This is a genomic window from Limnohabitans simekii (SeqCode) (assembly GCF_965234735.1).
In the GTDB taxonomy this organism is placed as follows: domain Bacteria; phylum Pseudomonadota; class Gammaproteobacteria; order Burkholderiales; family Burkholderiaceae_C; genus Limnohabitans; species Limnohabitans simekii.
On the sequence record NZ_OZ248542.1, the window covers coordinates 192,096 to 212,829 of the forward strand.

Genomic DNA, 20,734 nt, shown 5'->3' on the forward strand with positions numbered 1-20,734 from the left:
CGCAACATGGCAACAATTTTGGTGGTCGATGACGAGCTTGGCATTCGGGACCTTTTATTCGAGATTTTGAACGACGAAGGTCACCAGGTTGAATTGGCTGAAAACGCGTCGCAAGCCCGAGCGGCCCGCTTGGAAGCCCGGCCCGATTTGGTGTTGCTCGACATCTGGATGCCCGACACCGATGGCGTGACTTTGCTCAAAGAATGGGCAGGTGCAGGCTTGCTCAATATGCCGGTCATCATGATGAGTGGCCACGCCACCATCGATACCGCTGTGGAAGCCACCCGCATTGGCGCTTTGGCATTCTTGGAAAAACCAATCACCCTGCAAAAGTTGTTGAAAGCCGTCGAGCAAGGTTTGAGTCGAAAAGCGCCCCAGGCTGCACCCTCCAAGCCCTTGCCAGCTGCATCACCTGCAGCCATCTACAGCACCATGAGCAACAGTCTCATGCCGCTGTCCATGCCGACCGCGACACCTGCTGCTGGTCACCAAGCGGTGCAAAGCTTTGACCTCAATGGGCCACTGCGGGAAGCCCGCGACAGTTTTGAAAAAGCCTATTTTGAATTTCACTTGGCGCAGGAAGCTGGGTCGATGACCCGCGTGGCTGAAAAAACCGGCCTTGAACGCACCCACCTCTACCGCAAGCTCAAGCAGCTGGGTGTGGATTTGTCGCGAGGCAAACGCGGCAGCGCTTAAGCTTGTTTGTCGTCTTGCGACAAACGAGCCACCACGTCATACAGCTTCAAACGGCGCATGACGGCTGTGAACAACACTGCCCCGAGTACCGCACCAGTCAGGTCACCGATGACCATGATGGGCAATTGGTCTGGCGACAAAAATTGGTAGGGTTGGTTGTAGCTCCAAGCGACATGATGCAACAAGGCATTGAGCAAGGCATACAGCAGACACATTTGCACCAAGTCGCTGAGTCGGCTGATTTGAAGTGCGCGTTCTTTCATCAAGCGAAACAAGCCCAAGGCCAACACTGGCCCAAGGGCTGAAGCCAAAGAATTGGTGATGTTGTGCAACAGCTTGTCATCGAAATCATTGCTCAACAACAAACTGCCCAAGAAAATGGTGGAAAAGCCCCAAACGGGCCCCAATACCAACACATAGGCCACCCGCAAAAACGCTGGCAGATAGACCCAGCTGATGTTCACGGAGAGTTCAAACTGTTGAAACACCCAGCCGTTGAACAGATGCGCCCCAGCAAACAAGGGGACGCAAAAGGCCAGCAGCAGTATTTTTTCTTGGGTCAGGGACAGTCGCACGCTTACTCTCAAAAACTTGCAAAACGACTGCAGTGTACACAGCGCCATCAGTACGATGACATGCATCAAAGCCCTCCTAGAATGAGGTCATGAATGACAATCTCTTCGTGGCAATGCAACATGTACTCCCTAAGCAAGCGCTCACCGTTTTTGCAGGTTGGGTGGCCCACTGGCGGGGAGGGCGCATCACGCAAGCCATCATCGAGTGGTTCGTTGGCAAGTACCAAGTGAACATGGGCGAGGCGGCCGACCCCGACATCCGCAATTACGCTTGCTTCAACGATTTTTTCACCCGCGCATTGAAGCCTGGCGCCAGACCGCTGGCAGATGCACCATTTGTGTGCCCCGTGGATGGGGCCATCAGCCAGTTTGGGCGCATCGAGGGCGGCCAAGTGTTCCAAGCCAAAGGCCACAGCTACAGCACCCAGGCTTTGGTGGGTGGCGATGCGGCCTTGGCGGCGCAGTTTCAAGACGGTGCTTTTGCCACCATTTACTTGAGCCCCAAGGACTACCACCGCATCCACATGCCCAGCGCAGGGCGCTTGCGCCGCATGATCCATGTGCCTGGCGAATTGTTTTCAGTCAACCCAGCAACCGCGCGTGGTGTGCCGGGTTTGTTTGCCCGCAATGAGCGCGTGGTGTGTGTGTTCGACATGCCTGCAGTAGAAGGCTTAGCTCCCAAGCAGTTTGCATTGGTCTTGGTAGGGGCCACCATCGTGGGCAGCATGGCCACGGTCTGGCATGGCTTGGTGAACCCACCACGCAGCGGAAAACTGCGTGAATGGACCTATGACACGCAAGACCTGCATTTCAAACAAGGTGACGAGATGGGCCGCTTTTTGCTCGGCTCTACGGTGGTGCTGCTGTGGCCCCCCCATACCATTCAACTGAACACTGCTTGGCAAGCAGAGCAGCCCGTGCGCTTGGGTGAGCGCATGGGCGACTGACTTACATGTTGCGCCGGTACTGACCACCCACCTCGAACAGCGCGTTGGTGATTTGACCCAGTGAGCAATGGCGCACCGCGTCCATCAGCACCTCGAACACATTCGCGTTGTCCAATACGGCTTGTTGCAAGCGGGCGATTTGGGCTTTGGCTTGCACGCTGTGCTGGGTGTGGAAGTCGTTCAGGCGCTTGAGTTGGCTTTGCTTTTCTTCGTCGGTTGAGCGGGCCAGCTCGATTTTTTGCGGTGTCTCGTTGGCATGCGGGGACTTGAAAGTATTCACGCCAATGATGGGCAGCTCACCGGTGTGCTTGAGCATTTCATAGTGCATGGATTCATCTTGGATCTTGCCGCGCTGGTAGCCGGTTTCCATGGCACCCAACACGCCACCGCGCTCGGCAATCGCCACAAACTCGGACAGCACGGCTTCTTCCACCAACTGCGTGAGCTCTTCAATGATGAACGCGCCTTGTGATGGGTTTTCGTTTTTCGCCAACCCCCACTCGCGGTTGATGATGAGTTGAATCGCCATGGCGCGGCGCACCGAGTCTTCGGTGGGGGTGGTGATGGCTTCGTCAAACGCGTTGGTGTGCAAGCTGTTGCAGTTGTCGTAGATGGCAATCAGCGCTTGCAGCGTGGTGCGGATGTCGTTGAACTGAATCTCTTGGGCGTGCAAGGAGCGACCCGAGGTTTGGATGTGGTATTTCAGTTTTTGACTGCGTTCGTTCGCGCCGTACTTCTCTTTCATGGTGACCGCCCAGATGCGACGCGCCACGCGGCCCATCACGGTGTACTCGGGGTCCATGCCGTTGCTGAAGAAGAAGCTCAGGTTGGGCGCGAAGTCGTCAATGTGCATGCCACGTGCCAAATAGGCTTCCACAAAGGTGAAGCCATTGGAGAGCGTGAAGGCGAGTTGAGAAATCGGGTTGGCACCGGCTTCAGCGATGTGATAGCCGCTGATGGACACGCTGTAGAAATTGCGCACCTGGTGTTGCACGAAGTATTGGGCGATGTCGCCCATCACCTTGAGCGAAAACTCGGTGCTGAACAAACAGGTGTTTTGCCCTTGGTCTTCTTTCAAGATATCGGCTTGCACTGTGCCGCGCACGTTTTGCATCACCCAGGCGCGAATCTCAGCGCGTTCGGTGTCGTTCGGCGCACGGCCTTTGTCGGCTTCAAACTTGGCCAGTTGCTGGTCGATGGCGGTGTTCATGAACATCGCCAAGATGGTGGGTGCCGGGCCGTTGATGGTCATCGAAACGCTGGTGGACGGCGAACACAAATCAAAGCCGTCGTACAACACCTTCATGTCGTCCAGGGTGGCAATGCTCACGCCAGAATTGCCCACCTTGCCGTAAATGTCGGGGCGCGGGTCGGGGTCGTTGCCATACAAGGTGACCGAGTCGAACGCGGTGCTCAAGCGCTTGGCAGGCATGCCCTCGCTCAAAAGTTTGAAGCGGCGGTTGGTGCGAAACGCATCGCCTTCACCGGCAAACATGCGGGTCGGGTCTTCGTTCTCGCGTTTGAACGCAAAGGTCCCAGCGGTGTAGGGGTAGCGGCCCGGCACGTTGTCCAGCATCAGCCATTGCAAGATGTCGCCATGGTCATGAAAGGTGGGCATGGCCACTTTGCGCACCGGTGTGCCGCTCAAAGATTTGGTCACCAACGCGGTGCGGATTTCTTTGTCGCGCACTTTCACCACCAACTCGTCACCGGCATAGTCTTGTTGCAGTTGGGGCCAGTCGGTCAGCAGGGCACGGGCATCGGCGTCGAGGCGCTGCTCGCGTTCGGTGGCCAAACCCAGTGTGGCTTCCGAGGCGCGGGGGCGGCCTTTCACATCCACCGCCAACATAGCCGAGGCGGCTTTGAGTTGCTGCACTTCACGCGCCAACTGAGCTTGTTTGGCAGCACGTTGTTTGTAGCCGCGCACCGTGTCGCTGATCTCGGCCAAGTAGCGGCTGCGGGCCGGCGGCACGATGGGCGTTTGGTGCGAGCTGTGGCGCACCTTCACCATTGGCAAGCGGCCTGCTTGCAACTTCAAGCCGCGCTCTTGCAAACGCGGTTTCATCGCTTGGAACAAAGCGGTGACGCCGTCGTCGTTGAAGTGCGCGGCCATGGTGCCAAACACGGGCATTTGTTCGGTGGGCGTGCCCCAGGCTTCGCGGTTGCGCTGCACCTGCTTGGCCACATCGCGCAGCGCATCTGCCGCACCTTTGCGGTCGAACTTGTTGATGGCCACAAACTCGGCAAAGTCGAGCATGTCGATTTTTTCCAGCTGGCTGGCTGCGCCAAACTCGGGCGTCATCACGTACAGCGGGATGTCCACGTGCGGCACGATGGCGGCATCGCCTTGGCCAATGCCCGAGGTTTCGACGATGACCAGGTCAAAGCCAGCGCATTTGGCGGCGGCGATGACGTCGGGCAAAGCGGCGCTGATTTCGCTGCCAAATTCGCGCGTGGCCAAGCTGCGCATGAAGACACGTTGGCTTGGCAAACTGGGGTCAGAGCCCGAGTTTTGCTGCGCAAAATCGGGATCTGACCCCACCTTGCCGAGGTTTGGCTTCGCATCACGCTGCGCAGAATCGGGGTCTGACCCCAATGTGCTGGCGGCCAGTTTGCGCCAAGGTGAGATGGCGTTCATGCGGATGCGGTCGCCCAGCAAAGCGCCGCCGCTTTTGCGGCGCGACGGGTCGATGGAAATCACGGCGATGCGCAGTTGGTCGTCTTGGTCCAAGCGGATGCGGCGAATCAATTCGTCGGTGAGCGAGGACTTGCCCGCGCCGCCGGTGCCGGTGATGCCCACCACCGGGACGTTCAAGCCTGCGGCTTGGTGTCGAATTTCAGTGCGCAGCGTGTCCAAAGCAGCGTTGACGCCGGGGGCTTGGTTTTCCAAAGCAGTGATGAGTTGCGCCAACGAGCGCCAATGGGTTTCGCCGTGGCCTTGAATCGCTGCAAGGGCAGTGGGGGCATGGCCGCACAAGTCTTGGTCGCAGCGCATGATCATTTCACCAATCATGCCTTGCAGGCCCATGCGTTGGCCGTCTTGCGGGCTGTAAATGCGGGTCACGCCATAGGCGTGCAATTCGGCAATTTCATCGGGCACGATGACTCCGCCGCCGCCGCCAAACACCTGGATGTGTGCGCCGCCGCGCTGGCGCAGCAGGTCCACCATGTACTTGAAGTACTCCACATGGCCGCCTTGGTAAGAGCTGATGGCGATGCCTTGCACATCCTCTTGCAACGCAGCAGTGACCACCTCGTCCACCGACCGGTTGTGCCCCAGGTGAATCACCTCGGCGCCCATGCCTTGCAAGATGCGCCGCATGATGTTGATGGCCGCATCATGCCCATCGAACAACGAAGCTGCGGTGACAAAGCGCACTTTGTGCTTGGGGCGGTAGTTGGCCAGGGCCTGGAATTCGACGGACAAATCGGTCATGGTGAGAGCGGGGCAAACCGCAAAAAAGCAGAATGGACGTGGGTTACAGCCGAGTAGCCCAGCGGCTTAAATTGACGTAACGTCAATCATAGCGGGGTTTGGGTATGGGCTGGAAGGTTGGCCGCGCTGATATAGACATTGGTGTCAATAACGATATAAGCCGAGTCAATTGTGATTGATCATTTGCATGACCTGTTTGTCGGTCAAGCCTTCTTCAGCCGCTTGGTTACTCATGCTGGCCAGTTGTTGTTGCAGCGCGTACTGAGCAGCCTCCCCCCGAAGCGCTTGGTTTTGGCTGATGAGTTTGGCAGCTTCAAGCGGAACCGTTTGTTGGTGCTGGATGTAGTCCTCGTAGGACATGACCACAGCCACCGGCCGACCGCGTCGGGTCACCGTCACGGGTTGTCGCTGTGAGGCGTCGATGAGTGCACCAAATTGATTCTGTGCATCAAGAGAGGTCATGGTGATCATGTGGAAATCTCCAAACAAGTGTTACAGCCATATTAGCTGTTTTGGCTGTTTGGTCAAGGCGGTTCACAACGCAGGCTAAGGCAGATGGAAGAGGTCTGGAGGAGTGCCACCTTCAAAAAGTTTGTTCTTTAAGTCCAAATAAATGATGCCAGTCGCGTTCTTGGGGTGCTGAATCCTTGAATACAGGCTCCAGGTCTGCCCAAACATGCTTGTCTTCCGCGCTCAAAGGTGGGTGGGTTTTCAAGATCTCACGCAGGGTGCGTGGTTAATGCGTTGATAAATGCTTCGGGTCAGTCACTGGAGTTGACCCTGTAACTCAGTACCACCGGCAGTTTTAATTTGCCGATCGTTTCTCTCGAAACGTCTGTGGCGGCAAATATCCCAATGCGCTGTGCGGGTGGTAAGAATTGTAGTCATCGAACGTTGCGGTTTCAATGGCATTAACACCATCCAAACAAGATGGATTCTTTGCGTTTGGTGAAAGAACCAATTAATGATGAAGCTAAACCTCTTTGAGCAAAGTAATAGTCAGCTCAAAGAGGTTTTAAAAGAAACAATAAAAAATAGAATATTTTGGTTGCAGGTTCTACGTCAAGCGAAATTTAATTTGTAGTTCAGCCTGTGTGGCATGTGCAAATTTCGTCAAAGTACGCATAGAAGGCATGGACTTTCCACTTTCCAATCGGGCAATGGTGGACTGTGATGTGCCCATCTTGATCGCCAACTCGCCTTGTGAAAGGCCGCGCTTGATACGCGTTTCAATCAATTGTTGGGCCAATTCAAATTCAGCTCGAGTGGATTCATAGGCTGTTTTATAGCCTGGTGTTTTCATCCATTCATGATGCAATCTAGAAATTTTGGTCATATCAATTCAGCTTTCTTTGCGCGCCGCAAGGCAGTTTGTAAAGCGAGTGTTGGAGTTTCTTGGGTTTTTTTGATGAATACATGGAGCACCACCACGCGTTTTTCCTTCACGATGACATATATCCCCCTGGCAATACCATCTCGACCGCTGACTCGAATTTCCCAAAACTTGTTGTTCAAACTTTTGATGTGTGGCATGCCAACTTGAAAAGGTCCAAATTCATGAATGAGCTGGCTGATACGAACAAACCTAACGCGCATATCTTGCGGTAGCGCATTCAACTCGCCATCAACAACTTCATTCAAAGTTTCAACAGACCAAATAGACATTTAAAATATACCAAAAAAAAGATATGTTGGGTTGCTTTTTCATCTGAAGCATTGAACAACTTTGTGGGAAGAAGATTCAATATTGGGGTGTTGAACCACCCATAATTTCAGCCACAAACTGATTGTCAAAATATTGATTTATTTGAAACTCTGGGATTTGCCCTCAGTGGAATGTGATTTAAGAACCCCGCTAAGCTTCACTCTTCTGCAACCCCCCACCCACTAGGAACCCCACATGGCCATCTCATGGTTAACCGCGCTCAAAGTCGTCCCTTGGGAAAAGGTGTTGGAGCACGCACCTGGGGTGCTGGACAAGGCGCGGGGCTTCATCGACAAACGCCGCCAAACCACAGCGGAACCGCCTACAGAGTTGGCGCAGTTGGCACAGGCCCAGCAGCAAATGGCGCAGGCGCTGGCCGAGTTGGCCGAACAAAACGCCGCTTTGATTGCGGCTGTCACGCGCTTGAAGCGGCAACTGCGTTGGTTGGCGTTGGCGTTGGTGCTGGCCTCGAGTGCTTTTGTGGCGGTCGTGGTGTTGGGGGTGGGCTAGTTCAATCCGTCACAAATTGATCGGGATTCTTGCCTCTGAAGGGCGCATAAAAAGCCTTGATTTGCGCCATGTCCGATGCCAAGTCGCCTGTGGGCATGAAGGCAGGGCCCAAGCCGCTCTTCTTTTCTGCAAAGTCCATGTAACCCAAAATGATCGGCACACGGGCCCCCAAGGCGATGTAATAAAAACCGGTTTTCCAATGCCTCGATTGACTGCGCGTGCCCTCGGGCGGCACCACCAAATGCAAATCCCGCTGGGCGTTTTGCAGGGTTTGCACAGACGCTTCCACCAAATTGGTCGACTGTGAGCGGTTGACAGCAATACCGCCCAGCCACAGCATCAGGTGGCGAAAAGGAAACCGGAACAGTTGCTGTTTGCCCATCCACTGGATGTTCAGGTTCATGGCAAAGGCCACCATCAAGGTATAGGGGAAGTCCCAGTTGCTGGTGTGTGGCGCCGCAATCACCACGCTTTTGGGGGTGTTGGTCGGCATCGCGCCCGTCAGGGTCCAGCCCAGCAGCCGCAAGGTGTGTCGAGATAACCAGCGCAGCATGGGGCTGAGCACAGGCGTGGTGAAGATGGTGATGCGCATACGACTGCTGAAAAAATAATGCGCCGACCATACCACCTGCATGCAGGTGATTTAGCCTTGGCTCATCACCTTGACGCGTATCTGGTGCACCGGGTGTCCTTGGGCCCGTAAATGGGCGCTGATGACAGGCAAGAGTTGCCGCAACTTGGCACCTGCTGCATTGTGCTGAACCAACAAGCACCAACCGTCTTGGTCGATCGGCCCCGCCTTGATTTGGGCGCCCAGACCAGGGGGCAACACAGACTGGATGCTGCTCAGGTAATGTGCAGACTGCTTTTGCAACTGCAACAAGCCAGCCAAAGAGCCGGATTGCTCAATGGCCGTCATGACGGGGGTGCCTGAAGGGGGATTGAACACGGGGCGGGACATGGGGAATTATGGACCTGGTGGCCGGTTAAAATCGCCGGCTTCGACAAAGGAATGTGTGCCCTTTGGCCTGCCCCCCGGCAGTGCATGGGCGCATCGCTTGCATGGCCTTCAATCTATTGACCCACATTTTTGGCAGCCGCAATGATCGGTTGCTTAAACAATACCGCAAAACCGTAGAGCGCATCAACGCGCTGGAGAACGGCTTGTCCGCTTTGACGGATGAGGCTTTGCAAGCCAAAACCAACGAGTTCAAGCAGCGTTTTCTGAACGGCGAAACTCTGGACAATTTGCTGCCCGAGGCTTTTGCAGTTGTCCGCGAAGGCTCTAAGCGCGTCATGAAGATGCGCCACTTTGACGTTCAAATGGTGGGCGGGATCGCTTTGCACCAAGGCAAGATTGCCGAGATGCGCACTGGCGAGGGCAAAACCCTGACCGCCACGTTGGCGGTCTACCTCAATGCCTTGAGCGGCAAAGGCGTGCATGTGGTCACGGTCAACGACTACTTGGCCAACCGAGACGCCCAATGGATGGGTCGGCTCTACAACTTCTTGGGTCTGAGCGTGGGTGTCAATTTGTCGCAACTGTCCCGCGAAGAAAAACAAGCGGCTTACCAGTCGGACATCACCTACGGCACCAACAACGAATACGGCTTTGACTACCTGCGTGACAACATGGTGTATGAAGCCAACGAACGGGTGCAACGTGTGTTGAATTACGCCATCGTTGACGAGGTGGACTCCATCTTGATCGACGAGGCTCGCACGCCGCTGATCATCAGTGGACAAGCCGAAGACCACACCGAGACCTATTTGGCGATGAACAAAGTGGTGCCGCACCTGACCCGCCAAGAAGGCGAAATGGACTTGCGCACCGGGGAAGGCGTCATCACCCCCGGCGACTTCACGCTGGATGAAAAATCCCATCAGGTCTACCTGACCGAGTTGGGTCATGAGAAAGCCGAAAAAATCTTGGCTGAATTGGGCTTGTTGCCCGCTGGCGCCTCTCTTTATGACCCGTCCCACATCGGCTTGGTGCACCACCTGTATGCCGCTTTGCGCGCGCAACACCTCTACCACTTGGACCAGCACTATGTGAACCAAGCAGGCGAGATTGTCATCGTCGACGAGTTCACGGGCCGCTTGATGTCAGGCAGACGTTGGAGCGATGGTCTGCACCAAGCGGTGGAGGCCAAGGAGGGCGTGGCCATCCAAGCCGAAAACCAAACCATGGCGTCCATCACATTTCAAAACTACTTCCGCTTGTATGAGAAGCTGAGTGGCATGACTGGAACCGCCGACACCGAGGCCTACGAGTTCCAAGAAATTTACGGTTTGGAAACCGTGCTGGTTCCGCCCAACAAACCGAGCAAGCGCTCTGACCAACTCGACCGGGTTTACAAAACTGCTGACGAAAAATACAAAGCTGCCATCGACGACATCCGCGAATGTCACGAACGCGGTCAGCCGGTGTTGGTGGGTACCACCTCCATCGAGTTGTCGGAGCTGTTGGCCGAGATGCTCACCAAGGCAGGCTTGCCGCACCAGGTTCTCAATGCCAAACAGCATGCGCGTGAAGCGGACATCGTGGCACAAGCGGGTAGCGCCAAAGCCATCACCATCGCCACCAACATGGCCGGTCGTGGAACGGACATCGTGTTGGGCGGTAATGTCGAAAAAAGCATTGCTGCCGTAGAAGCCGACGAGTCCATCAGTGACGATGACAAGCAAGCGCAAATCGCCGCATTGCGCACCCAATGGACGAAAGACCACGAATTCGTGAAGTCGGTGGGTGGTTTGCGCATCATCGCCACCGAGCGCCATGAGTCGCGCCGTATTGACAATCAATTGCGCGGTCGTTCGGGTCGTCAAGGCGACCCCGGGTCGTCACGTTTTTATCTGAGCTTGGACGATTCGCTGATGCGTATTTTTGCGGGCGAGCGGGTCAAAGCCATCATGGACCGCTTGAAGATGCCTGAAGGCGAAGCCATCGAAGCGGGCATGGTCACACGCAGCATCGAAAGTGCCCAGCGCAAAGTGGAGTCGCGCAATTTCGATATCCGCAAGCAATTGCTGGAATACGATGATGTGTCCAACGATCAGCGCAAAGTCATTTACCAGCAGCGCAATGACATCTTGGACGCTACAGATTTGACGACCCAAATTGCCAGCTTGCGCGAGGGTTGCTTCACCGACTTGGTGCGCCAGTTTGTGCCCCCAGAATCGGTGGAAGAACAGTGGGACATTCCGGGACTTCAAGCAGTTCTTGAAAACGAATGGCACTTGAATATTGAACTCAACAGCATGGTTCAAGAAGCGAAAGCCATCACTGACGAAGATATCGTGAACACGGTCGTCGAGGCTGCACATGTGCATTTCGAAGCCAAGATCAACCTGGTGGGCGCAGAGCAATTCAAGCCTTTCATGCGCGCGGTCTTGCTGCAAAACATTGACAGCCATTGGCGCGAGCATTTGTCTTCACTTGACTATTTGCGCCAAGGCATTCATTTGCGCGGCTATGCGCAAAAGCAACCCAAGCAAGAGTACAAGCGCGAAGCTTTTGAGCTGTTCGGTCAACTGCTGGACATGGTGAAAAATGAAGTCACCCGCGTGTTGATGACGGTTCAAATCGACAACACCTCGCAAGTGGCGCAAGCCGCCCAAGCCATTGAAGCGCGGGCCGAGGCCATCAGCAACCTGACCTACACCGCACCAGACGAAACCGGGCAACCGCAAGTGCTGGGACAACAGGTCCTGCAGGAACAGGTGCCCGTTGTCGGCCGCAATGAGCCTTGCCCCTGTGGCAGCGGTAAAAAATACAAACATTGCCACGGCAAGCTGGCCTGAGCATGGCGGTTCATTTGCACGTGGCCCCGCCACAAGACTTGCATCCTGTTGCCGGGGTGCGCATTGGCATCACCGAAGCCGGTGTGCGCAAAGCCAACCGCAAAGACCTCACGGTGTTTGAACTCGCAGAGGGCACCGCAGTGGGTGCGGTGTTCACACAAAACCGGTTTTGTGCAGCACCCGTGCAAATTTGCCGCCAACACTTGGCCGCTGGCCAGGGCATTCGCGCCTTGGTCATCAACACAGGGGTGGCCAATGCAGGCACGGGAGCGTCGGGCTTGCAACATGCCAATGCAGTGTGTGCGGCGGTGGCCACCCAAATGAACATCAGCCCCTCACAGGTCTTGCCGTTTTCCACTGGCGTCATCATGGAGCCGCTGCCCTATCAACGCATCATTGATGGCTTGCCACAGGCCATGGCGGCCGCGCAAACCGACAACTGGTCTTTGGCTTCACAAGCCATCATGACCACCGACACTTTGCCCAAAGCGGTCAGTCGGCAGGTGCAAATCGATGGGAAAACCATCACCGTCACGGGCATCTCTAAAGGCGCAGGCATGATCCGCCCCAACATGGCCACCATGCTGGGCTTCATGGCCACGGATGCCGCCATTGATGCCTCGCTCATGAATGCCCTGGCCAGTGAATTGGCTGAAGCTTCCTTCAACCGCATCACCATCGACGGCGACACCTCAACCAACGATTCCTTCGTGGTCATGGCCACGGGCCAAGCGGGCAACAGCTTGGTCACGGCTTGGAGCACCGAGGCCGCCCAGCTCCTCAAGCAAACGCTGATGGAGGTGGCGCAATGGTTGGCGCAAGCCATCGTTCGCGATGGCGAAGGAGCCACCAAGTTCATCACGGTGCGGATTGAAGGCGGACGCAGCGCGTCAGAATGCCGACAGGTGGCCTATGCCATCGCCCATTCACCCTTGGTGAAAACTGCGTTCTTCGCCAGCGACCCCAACCTGGGCCGCATCCTGGCTGCGGTCGGTTATGCCGGTGTGGCCGATCTGGACCAAAATCTGATTGATTTGTTTTTAGATGATGTGCATGTGGCCACACAGGGTGGTCGTCATCCTGCTTACAAAGAAGCAGACGGCCAGCGCATCATGAAACAAGACGAGATCACCATCCGTGTGCTGCTGGGGCGCGGCAGCGCCCATGACCAGGTTTGGACCTGTGACCTGAGCCACGAGTACGTCACCATCAACGCCGACTACCGCAGCTGAGCATGGCCATGAACGACGCCTTGGAACGCATGCTGCACCGCGCAGAGGTGCTGATGGCCCGCATTGAAGCGGTGTTGCCGCAACCGCTTCATGCGCCCGATTGGCAAGCCAGTGTGGCGTTTCGCTACCGCAAGCGCAGCAGCGGCCATGGGGTGCTTGAACCTGTGCGCCATATTGGCAGCATGTCTTTGGATGATTTGAAAGAAATCGACCAACAGAAAGAAAAAATCCAGCGCAACACCTTGCAGTTTTTGCAAGGCTTACCGGCCAACAACGTGTTGCTGACAGGCGCACGAGGCACCGGCAAATCGTCCTTGGTGAAGGCTTGTTTGAACAGCTATGCCTCGCAAGGTTTGCGATTGATTGAAGTGGACAAGCAGGACATGGTCGACCTGCCCGACATCATTGATGTGGTGGCGCAGCGCCCCGAAAAATTCATGGTGTTTTGCGACGACCTGAGTTTTGACGAAGGCGAGCCTGGCTACAAAGCGTTGAAATCCATTTTGGATGGCACCGTGGCCGCTGCGTCACCCAATGTGCTGATTTACGCCACCAGCAACCGCCGCCACTTGCTGCCCGAGTACATGAAAGACAACCTGAGCTACACCCACACCGAAGACGGCGAAGTGCATCCTGGTGAAGTGATTGAAGAAAAAATTTCCTTGTCCGAACGTTTTGGTTTGTGGGTGAGTTTCTACCCATTCAGCCAAGACGAGTATTTGCACATCGTCGACCAATGGCTGCAGTCCTTGGGCGTGGCCAAAGACGCCAGCGCGAAAGCCCATCCCGAAGCCCTCATTTGGGCACTTGAGCGCGGCTCGCGCAGTGGCCGTGTGGCCTACCAATTCGCCCGTGACTTTGCTGGACGGCAAGGCCGCTGAAACCATGTCACGCTTGCATGGTCAAGCTGGCGCCCGGGTGGCTGATGGCGATTTACCGCGCGAAGGCGGCGCTGACCGCCCAGTCACGCAGGTGGCTGTGGGCGTGTTGTTCCAAGCCGATGGGCGTTTCTTGCTGACCACCCGCCCGCCCGGCAAAGCCTATGCAGGCCATTGGGAATTTCCAGGCGGAAAAATCGAAGCAGGAGAAAGCCTGGCGCAAGCGTTGACCCGTGAATTGCAAGAAGAGTTGGGCATCACCATTCACAACCCCAGGCCTTGGAAGACCGAGCGCATCGACTACCCGCATGCGCTGGTGGAACTGCAGTTTTGCCAAGTCCACCAATGGACCGGCGAATTGCAAATGAAAGAAGGACAGGATTTTGCTTGGCAGCAGTTGCCGGTCAGTGTGTCACCGGTGCTGCCCGGCACCTTGCCGGTGCTCGAGTGGTTGGCTCAGGCGCAGAGCTCGATTTCAAATTCAGCGTTGCCCACCGACGCTTGAGGTTTGTTGACCCAGGATTGGTGGATCAGACGCACCCACACCATCATGCGGTTACCACTGATTTCAGGCACCAAACCCAAAGCAGGATCGATGAACACCCGCATCATTTGGAAGCGACCTTGCGGCAGGGCTTGTTGAAATTGGCCTTGGGTGGCCATGACGCGTTGTGGTGAACCACTTTCACGGAGCAAGCGCATCAGCAAGCCCACGCTGTCGTTCAAGGCCTTGAGCGGCTCAGACCATTTCAGAATGTCCATGCGTCGTTCGTCAGGATCGCGTTGTTGCCAAGCGTGATAGCCGGGCAAATCAAAAGCGCAGGTGCCCCCTGGTACAGACACCCTGTTGCGCAAGCTGCTGAGAAAATCGCTTTCAGTGACACAGTGACTGATACGCCCACCCACGGTGTTGAAGCCTTGCAGGCAATGGTCGATGCGCGACAGCAAATCATCCAGCACCGCTTCGGACACCGACGGGTTGCCCCGGTAGCTTGTGAACTGTTGCTTGTGGCGCTCAAGTTCTTTCAAGATGTCGGATTTCAAATCGGAGCGGCCACCCACCTCCACAATCTCAAACAAGGTGGTGAGTGCAAAGTGGTGGTCAATCTCGGAGGTGCGCAGCAACAATTGTTCGAACCGACCCAGCAAGTACTCCAGTCGCAAATAAGTGCGGATACGCTCGTTGAATGGGTGTTCGTAAAGAATCACGGACTGCACTGGCCTGCTGGGGGTGGGAACAGCGGAAATGATAACCGCTGAAAAGCCGATTCAAAGCAGGTCCAGAGGCTAATTCTGCAGGTGGATGGCCTGTGCCTGCTGGTGCAAATCAGCCAATTGATCGGTGTTGTTGAAGACCACGATGTCGGCCGCGGCCAAGCGCTGGGCGCGGGAGACTTGGTTGGCCATGATTTGCCGCACCTCCACGGCGGACAGTTGGCTGCGCTTCATCACCCGGGTGACTTGCGTGTCTTCCTCGCAATCGACCACGATGATTTGTTGCAAGGCAGCCAACCAGTGGGCTGACTCCACCAGCAAAGGGATGTCAATGACTACCAATGAATTACCTTTGTCCTTGATGAAAGCTTCCGCTTGCTGGATGGCCGTCAAGATCAGCGGGTGCAGCAAGGTCTGCAGGGCGCGTTTGGCCTGCGCCTGCGTGAACACCAGTTGCCGCATCCTGGGGCGGTCCAAAGCACCCTCTGGGGTGATGAAGTCAGAGCCAAAGTATTGTCGAATGGGCTCGATCGCTGCGCCTTGAGGTGCTGTGAGCGCGTGCGATAGGTCGTCGGCATCGATGAGGGGAAAGCCTCTGTCTTGCAGCAACTTCCCAAGCGTGGATTTGCCGCTGCCAATGCCGCCGGTCAAGCCAATGCGTTTGAATGAGGGGGGTGCCATGGGCACAGTCTATAAGAAGCCCAAGCCCACTAAAGCACCTGCCCGAGCTGAAAGACGGGCAAGTACAAAGCCACCACCAAGCCACCAACCAAGCCGCCCAGCACCACCACCATCAAAGGTTCAATCAACTGCGTCATGCCGTCAATTTGCCACTCCAAGGCTTGCTCATGGTCCTGCGCCGCCTGGGCTAGCAAAGTGGCCAAGGTGCCAGACTCTTCACCGACGGCCACCATTTGAATCAGCAAGTCGTCAAAGACAGATTGCTTTTGGCGGGTCTGCGGCAGCAGCAGATGCACCGACTGCATGGCTGCAGACAAGCTGCTGCCTTGCGTGACCGCATGGCGTATGGACCAGGTGAACAAGCCATAGACACGGTTTGGGCAAGCGCCAGCAGTGACTTCCAAGGCGTCCAGCAAGGGCACACCTGATTGCAGCAAAGTGGCCATGCAACGCGTCCAGATGGCATCATTCGAAGCCCGCATCACTGCGCCAGCCAGCGGCATGCGCAGAAGGCCTATCGCGGCCTGCAATTGCCAAAATTCATTGCGACGGTATGCGCTGCGCAGACCAAGGGCCAGCAACAGCAGCCAGAGCAAGGCCAGCGGTCCAGAATGCAACAGGCCCTCGCTCATTCGAAGCACCACCAGGGTGGCTGCTGGCAATTCGGCCCCAAAGGAAGCAAAGATGTTTTGAAAGACGGGCACCACCCAGATCAAGATCACGGCCGTGACCAGCACGCCAATCAGCAACACCGCCACCGGATAGACCAAGGCCATCTTTACTTTTTGGCGCAACTTGTGTTGCCGTTCCAGGTAGGTGGCCAAGCGGCGCAGCATGCCGTCGAGGTTGCCTGACATTTCACCTGCTGCCACCAACTGGCAGTAGAAATGGTCAAACACTTGTGATTCCCGCAAGGCTTGTTGCAATGACATGCCTTGGGCAATCTGATGCCGCAACTGACGCAGCGTGTGTTGTAAAGGTTCGAAACGCACCCCCTTGGCGACAGTGTCCAAGGATTGCAGCAGAGGCACCCCGGCGCACACCAAGGTGGCCAGTTGTTGAGTGAAGCCGGACAAATGGTGCACCGGTATCTCAGGCATGCGCGGCCCCCGAAACCTCTTCTAACGAGGTATCGCCAGCCGCTACTTTTTGCAAGCCATCCTCGTGCAAACTCAGCACGCCTTCCTTGCTGGCTTGTGCTGCAATCTCCAAGGCAGAGGCTTGCGCCAAGATCAGGTTTTGCATGGCCTCACTGATGGGCATGACCTGGTGAATCCCAATGCGGCCTTTGTAACCCTGTTGGCATTGCGGACAGCCGATGGCCTTGTAGCGTTGCTGCCCAGGCACCAACACTTTGCAATGCGGACACAAACGGCGTACCAAACGCTGCGCACAAATCAAGACCACGCTGCTGGCCAAATTGAAACCTGCAATACCCATGTGGTTCAGGCGGGTGAGGGTGCTGGGGGCATCGTTGGTGTGCAAGGTTGAGAGCACCAAATGCCCGGTTTGTGAGGCTTTGATGGCGATGTCGGCGGTTTCGCTGTCGCGAATTTCGCCCACCATCAAGATGTCAGGGTCTTGCCTGAGCAAAGCCCGCAAGGCTGACGCAAAACTCAAGCCCGCTCGTTCATTCACGTTCACTTGGTTGATGCCAGGCAGCACAATTTCAGAGGGGTCTTCCACGGTGGCGATGTTCACCTCGGGTGTGTTGAGTTGCGCCAAACAGGTGTAGAGCGTTCGTGTTTTGCCTGAACCTGTGGGTCCGGTGATCAGCACCATGCCGTGTGGCCGCTTGATGGCTTCCAGCAAGCGTTGCTGGGACATGGCGGATAAACCCAAAGACCGCATGTCCCAAGCTTGCGCGTGAAAATCCAATACGCGCAACACCACCTTTTCACCATGCAAGGTGGGCAAGGTGCTGACCCGCAGGTCCACCATGCGCGAAGCCATGGCCACCTGCATGCGTCCATCTTGCGGTTGGCGTTTTTCGGCGATGTCCATGCGCGACAAGACCTTGATGCGCGAGACGATACGCTCGCGCAAAGCGGCAGGCGGCGGTGACATTTCTTGCAACAAACCATCGATGCGCAAGCGAATGCGCAACAGGCTTTCATAGGGCTCGAGATGAATGTCAGAGGCTTGCAAGTGCAAGCTTTGTTGCAACAAATGGCTCAGCCAGTCCACGGCTTGCTGGTCTTGTGGGTTGTTGCGCTGCTCTGAGATGGCGGACTTGTTCATGCCTGCCAATGTAGGCCGCCGAAGCCGTTCAAGGGGCAAACCGGACTCACTGAATTTGTGCGTGTGATTCAAAGAAATTTGAATTCATCAAGATTACTTTTCAGTAATGGGTGATTGCCCCAATGACTGCATGCGCTTTACCCGCAAAAATCAATCTATGCTTGATAAAAATATGGAAATTATCGAAACCCTCCATTCAGACTTTGACCCTGAGCTGGTTCTGATTCAAATACAAAAAGACCATCAGGCCTATTGGGTTCATGCTTTGGGCGAAAAGCCGGTTGCTTTTGGTCAGCTCACCCAAGCAACCGAGTACGCACAAGGGAAATTGAAATCTTTTTATAAATAAAGAATTACTTTCTCAATTCTGGTGTCAATAGGCTGCCAAAGATGGACTACCCTCAGCCAGTTGTAAGATCTTCTTTAGAAAATGACTGCAAACCAAACCCCCCTGTTGATGAGGAAATCATGAAGCGCTTGTTGTTGGTGTCAATCTTGTCTATGAATTCCTTGGCCTTTGCGCACTGCGCTGGCCCCGTGCCTTGTGAAATGAAATACGTGGATGTCGCGTTCCTCAAGACCAAGCGCACCGGTGCCGATATTGAAAAGGCCAAAGCCATGCGCGAAGAGGGTGAAAAACTCTTCAAAGAAGGCAAAGAAGATGAAGCACTCAAGTTGCTTCAAGAGGCTAAAAAATTCCTGTTGGATTAAGGAGTTCTCAACATGATGCGTCAATTGCTTAGCTTGTGCTTCGCTGGACTGTGCCTGCTGCCCATGGTGTCCCACGCGGGCGACATGTCTGAATGCGCGAAGATGGAAGACAAAGACAAAAAGCATTTCTGCTTGGCCAGTTATGCGGGCAGTGGCACCTATTGCGACAAAATCGCCAACGGCGAGCGTCGCCGCGAATGCATGTTCAAGGTGGTCAGGCTTCAGCGCGATATCACCTACAAACCCAGCAAAACCAAGCCTGCTGCCGAATAACAAGCCTTAGAAAGCTGCCAAAGCCCTAACCTGCTGACCTGGCACAAGGTTCAGGTTTGACGATTTAAAAGTTGAGACGCCACGTCGCTCAGCGCCTCTTTATAAAGACTGTCCGGCAGTACCCGCAACGCATTCAAGGCCAATTGCGCCTCTGCCGAGGCAGCCTCGCGGGTGGCTTGCATGGCACCGGTTTCCCGCACGATGTGCACGATATCCGCCAAGGCCTCCACGTCGCCTTGCTCAATCGCGTGTTTCACCAAGGCGCACTGCGCGGAGTTGCCGCGTTGCATGGCCACGATGAGGGGCAAGGTGGCCTTGCCTTCGCGCAAGTCGTCGCCCAGGTTTTTGCCCATCAAGGCGGCGTCACCGTCATAGTCCAGCACATCGTCAATCACTTGGAAAGCCGTGCCCAAAGCTTGTCCGTATTGGGCGCAGGCGGTTTCCACAGCCGCTGAACTTTGGGTCAGGACGGCGGGCAATCGGGTGCTGGCTTCAAACAATTTGGCGGTTTTGGAGCGGATGACGCGCAAATAGGCGTCCACATCGAGCGAGGCGTCATGCATGTTCATGAGCTGCATCACCTCGCCCTCGGCAATCACATTGGTGGCCTCGGCCACGATGTCCAGGATGCGCAGGTTTTGGCACTCGACCATCATCTGGAAAGCGCGGGAATACAAAAAATCGCCGACCAAGACGCTGGCGGGATTGCCAAACATGGCGTTGGCCGTGGGGCGGCCTCGGCGCAAATTGGAGTCGTCCACCACATCGTCGTGCAGCAAGGTGGCGGTGTGGATGAATTCAATGACGGCTGCCAGTTTGTGGTGGTCCTTGCCTTTGTAGCCCAAGGCACCGGCCATCAGCAGCAACAACACGGGTCGCAAGCGTTTCCCACCGGCCATGATGATGTGCTCGGCCACCTGGCCCACCAGGGGCACGCCTGAAGACAGGCGGCTGTTGATCAGACCGTCGACCGACAGCATGTCCATGCCGATCAAGCCCGAAAAGGCCTTGGAGGATGAGGAATCTGGGGTGGACAAATTGGTTTCTCTCTCTAGAACCACGAATTATAGGGAGCCAAAAGACTGAATCGGGTTGAAAAGGCCCTGAACCGGTTTGGCGTGCTAAAATGTTCGGCTCTGCTGAAATCCGTTGGCAGAGCAATGAAGAGTCTATCTTTCAGAGGTTCGTATGTACGCAGTCATAAAAACTGGTGGCAAGCAGTATCGCGTGTCAACCGGCGAAAAAATCAAAGTAGAACAGATCGCTGCGGACGTTGGCCAAGAAATCGTGATTGACCAGGTTTTGGCTGTCGGCAACGGCGCTGAACTCAAGGTCGGCACACCCTTGGTGTCCGGTGCATCTGTCAAGGCCATGGTCGTGGCCCACGGCAAGCACGACAAAGTGCGCATTTTCAAAATGCGCCGTCGCAAGCATTATCAAAAACGTCAAGGCCATCGCCAACAGTTCACAGAACTGCAGATCGCCTCCATTCAAGCCTAAGGAGCTAGCACCATGGCACAGAAAAAAGGCGGCGGTTCCACGCGAAACGGCCGCGACTCCAACCCCAAAATGCTGGGTGTGAAAGCCTTTGGCGGTGAGCACATCACGGCAGGCGCCATCATTGTTCGCCAACGTGGCACCAAGTTCCACCCTGGCACCAATGTCGGCATCGGCAAAGACCACACTTTGTTCGCTTTGGTTGAAGGCCATGTGTCCTTCTCGATCAAAGGCGCTTTGAACAAGCACCTGGTCAATGTGACACCTGTCTGAGGTTCACCCGACCCCACGGAAAGCCCCGCTTGTCGGGGCTTTTCTCTTTAAGATACCCCT

At 55.7% G+C, this 20,734-nt stretch carries 24 protein-coding genes and 1 pseudogene; 12 read left to right on the top strand and 13 right to left on the bottom strand.

Annotated elements, in window-relative coordinates; genetic code table 11:
• Positions 1-6 precede the first annotated feature (6 nt).
• Positions 7-696, top strand: coding sequence for a response regulator (locus AC8GFP_RS07425; RefSeq protein WP_506611783.1), 690 nt, complete (start codon positions 7-9; stop codon positions 694-696).
• Here AC8GFP_RS07425 and AC8GFP_RS07430 read toward each other — a convergent pair.
• On the bottom strand, positions 693-1,337 hold the full coding sequence (locus AC8GFP_RS07430) for a hypothetical protein (RefSeq protein ID WP_506611785.1): 645 nt from the start codon (positions 1,335-1,337) through the stop codon (positions 693-695). The two genes, AC8GFP_RS07425 and AC8GFP_RS07430, sit on opposite strands and share 4 nt — an antisense overlap.
• A gap of 23 nt (positions 1,338-1,360) precedes the next feature.
• Here AC8GFP_RS07430 and asd point away from each other — a divergent pair, with 23 nt between their 5' ends.
• Positions 1,361-2,218 carry an archaetidylserine decarboxylase gene (asd, locus tag AC8GFP_RS07435; RefSeq protein ID WP_506611787.1) on the top strand — a complete coding sequence of 286 codons (858 nt, stop codon included), beginning with the start codon at positions 1,361-1,363 and terminating at the stop codon, positions 2,216-2,218.
• A gap of 1 nt (position 2,219) precedes the next feature.
• Here asd and icmF read toward each other — a convergent pair whose 3' ends face one another.
• From icmF to AC8GFP_RS07460, 5 genes are all read right to left on the bottom strand, one after another.
• A complete protein-coding gene (gene icmF / locus AC8GFP_RS07440; protein WP_506611789.1) occupies positions 2,220-5,654 on the bottom strand; it encodes a fused isobutyryl-CoA mutase/GTPase IcmF in 3,435 nt (1,144 codons plus the stop codon).
• A 165-nt stretch (positions 5,655-5,819) separates the two neighbouring features.
• Positions 5,820-6,125 carry a type II toxin-antitoxin system Phd/YefM family antitoxin gene (locus AC8GFP_RS07445; protein ID WP_506611791.1) on the bottom strand — a complete coding sequence of 102 codons (306 nt, stop codon included), beginning with the start codon at positions 6,123-6,125 and terminating at the stop codon, positions 5,820-5,822.
• 334 nt (positions 6,126-6,459) lie between these two features.
• Positions 6,460-6,615 carry an integrase core domain-containing protein gene (locus AC8GFP_RS07450; protein WP_506611793.1) on the bottom strand — a complete coding sequence of 52 codons (156 nt, stop codon included), beginning with the start codon at positions 6,613-6,615 and terminating at the stop codon, positions 6,460-6,462.
• A 96-nt stretch (positions 6,616-6,711) separates the two neighbouring features.
• A complete protein-coding gene (locus AC8GFP_RS07455) occupies positions 6,712-6,990 on the bottom strand; it encodes a helix-turn-helix domain-containing protein (RefSeq protein ID WP_506611794.1) in 279 nt (92 codons plus the stop codon).
• Entirely contained in the window at positions 6,987-7,319 is a 333-nt protein-coding gene (locus tag AC8GFP_RS07460; protein ID WP_506611796.1) for a type II toxin-antitoxin system RelE/ParE family toxin, read from the bottom strand. The genes AC8GFP_RS07455 and AC8GFP_RS07460 overlap by 4 nt, the downstream gene beginning before the upstream one ends.
• A gap of 235 nt (positions 7,320-7,554) precedes the next feature.
• Between AC8GFP_RS07460 and AC8GFP_RS07465 the strand changes: the two genes are divergently transcribed.
• Positions 7,555-7,869: a hypothetical protein gene (locus AC8GFP_RS07465; protein ID WP_506611799.1), complete on the top strand. Its 315-nt coding sequence runs from the start codon at positions 7,555-7,557 to the stop codon at positions 7,867-7,869.
• 1 nt (position 7,870) lies between these two features.
• On the opposite strand, the gene AC8GFP_RS07470 is transcribed toward AC8GFP_RS07465, so the two are convergent.
• Positions 7,871-8,503, bottom strand: a complete 633-nt coding sequence (locus AC8GFP_RS07470) for a lysophospholipid acyltransferase family protein (protein ID WP_506611800.1) — start codon at positions 8,501-8,503, stop codon at positions 7,871-7,873.
• A 9-nt stretch (positions 8,504-8,512) separates the two neighbouring features.
• Complete coding sequence (locus tag AC8GFP_RS07475) at positions 8,513-8,830, bottom strand: hypothetical protein (protein WP_506611802.1); 318 nt, start codon at positions 8,828-8,830, stop codon at positions 8,513-8,515.
• A gap of 101 nt (positions 8,831-8,931) precedes the next feature.
• Between AC8GFP_RS07475 and secA the strand changes: the two genes are divergently transcribed.
• The 4 genes from secA to AC8GFP_RS07495 are packed head-to-tail and all read left to right on the top strand — an operon-like array spanning position 8,932 to position 14,288.
• The gene (secA, locus tag AC8GFP_RS07480) at positions 8,932-11,673 is read left to right on the top strand and encodes a preprotein translocase subunit SecA (RefSeq protein WP_506611804.1); all 2,742 of its coding nucleotides are present in this window, start codon (positions 8,932-8,934) and stop codon (positions 11,671-11,673) included.
• 2 nt (positions 11,674-11,675) lie between these two features.
• Positions 11,676-12,905 (top strand): bifunctional glutamate N-acetyltransferase/amino-acid acetyltransferase ArgJ, encoded by a 1,230-nt coding sequence (gene argJ / locus AC8GFP_RS07485; protein ID WP_506611806.1) that lies wholly within the window; start codon positions 11,676-11,678, stop codon positions 12,903-12,905.
• Positions 12,906-12,913: 8 nt separating this feature from the next.
• Complete coding sequence (locus AC8GFP_RS07490) at positions 12,914-13,786, top strand: ATP-binding protein (RefSeq protein ID WP_506612307.1); 873 nt, start codon at positions 12,914-12,916, stop codon at positions 13,784-13,786.
• 4 nt (positions 13,787-13,790) lie between these two features.
• Positions 13,791-14,288: an NUDIX domain-containing protein gene (locus tag AC8GFP_RS07495; RefSeq protein WP_506612309.1), complete on the top strand. Its 498-nt coding sequence runs from the start codon at positions 13,791-13,793 to the stop codon at positions 14,286-14,288.
• Here AC8GFP_RS07495 and zapD read toward each other — a convergent pair.
• The 4 genes and pseudogenes from zapD to AC8GFP_RS07515 form a co-directional block, all read right to left on the bottom strand.
• On the bottom strand, positions 14,240-14,992 hold the full coding sequence (gene zapD / locus AC8GFP_RS07500) for a cell division protein ZapD (RefSeq protein WP_506611808.1): 753 nt from the start codon (positions 14,990-14,992) through the stop codon (positions 14,240-14,242). The genes AC8GFP_RS07495 and zapD overlap by 49 nt on opposite strands.
• 78 nt (positions 14,993-15,070) lie before the next feature.
• Complete coding sequence (coaE, locus tag AC8GFP_RS07505; protein ID WP_506611810.1) at positions 15,071-15,679, bottom strand: dephospho-CoA kinase; 609 nt, start codon at positions 15,677-15,679, stop codon at positions 15,071-15,073.
• Between the two features lie 29 nt (positions 15,680-15,708).
• A complete protein-coding gene (locus AC8GFP_RS07510) occupies positions 15,709-16,779 on the bottom strand; it encodes a type II secretion system F family protein (RefSeq protein ID WP_506611812.1) in 1,071 nt (356 codons plus the stop codon).
• Positions 16,772-17,905 (bottom strand): annotated as a pseudogene (locus tag AC8GFP_RS07515) (GspE/PulE family protein); the annotation flags it as partial. The gene AC8GFP_RS07510 and the pseudogene AC8GFP_RS07515, both read right to left, overlap by 8 nt.
• Before the next feature lie 145 nt (positions 17,906-18,050).
• On the opposite strand from AC8GFP_RS07515, the gene AC8GFP_RS07520 reads away from it, so the two are divergent.
• The 3 genes from AC8GFP_RS07520 to AC8GFP_RS07530 all read left to right on the top strand — a co-directional run bounded on the left by AC8GFP_RS07520 (position 18,051) and on the right by AC8GFP_RS07530 (position 18,904).
• Entirely contained in the window at positions 18,051-18,269 is a 219-nt protein-coding gene (locus AC8GFP_RS07520) for a hypothetical protein (RefSeq protein WP_506611814.1), read from the top strand.
• 119 nt (positions 18,270-18,388) lie between these two features.
• Positions 18,389-18,631 carry a hypothetical protein gene (locus AC8GFP_RS07525; protein WP_506611816.1) on the top strand — a complete coding sequence of 81 codons (243 nt, stop codon included), beginning with the start codon at positions 18,389-18,391 and terminating at the stop codon, positions 18,629-18,631.
• A gap of 15 nt (positions 18,632-18,646) precedes the next feature.
• Positions 18,647-18,904 carry a hypothetical protein gene (locus tag AC8GFP_RS07530; protein WP_506611818.1) on the top strand — a complete coding sequence of 86 codons (258 nt, stop codon included), beginning with the start codon at positions 18,647-18,649 and terminating at the stop codon, positions 18,902-18,904.
• 50 nt (positions 18,905-18,954) lie between these two features.
• On the opposite strand, the gene AC8GFP_RS07535 is transcribed toward AC8GFP_RS07530, so the two are convergent.
• Positions 18,955-19,890, bottom strand: coding sequence for a polyprenyl synthetase family protein (locus AC8GFP_RS07535; protein WP_506612311.1), 936 nt, complete (start codon positions 19,888-19,890; stop codon positions 18,955-18,957).
• Between the two features lie 202 nt (positions 19,891-20,092).
• On the opposite strand from AC8GFP_RS07535, the gene rplU reads away from it, so the two are divergent.
• Both rplU and rpmA read left to right on the top strand, forming a co-directional pair.
• Positions 20,093-20,404, top strand: a complete 312-nt coding sequence (gene rplU, locus AC8GFP_RS07540; protein ID WP_506611819.1) for a 50S ribosomal protein L21 — start codon at positions 20,093-20,095, stop codon at positions 20,402-20,404.
• A 12-nt stretch (positions 20,405-20,416) separates the two neighbouring features.
• Complete coding sequence (rpmA, locus tag AC8GFP_RS07545) at positions 20,417-20,674, top strand: 50S ribosomal protein L27 (protein ID WP_506611820.1); 258 nt, start codon at positions 20,417-20,419, stop codon at positions 20,672-20,674.
• Positions 20,675-20,734 lie beyond the last annotated feature (60 nt).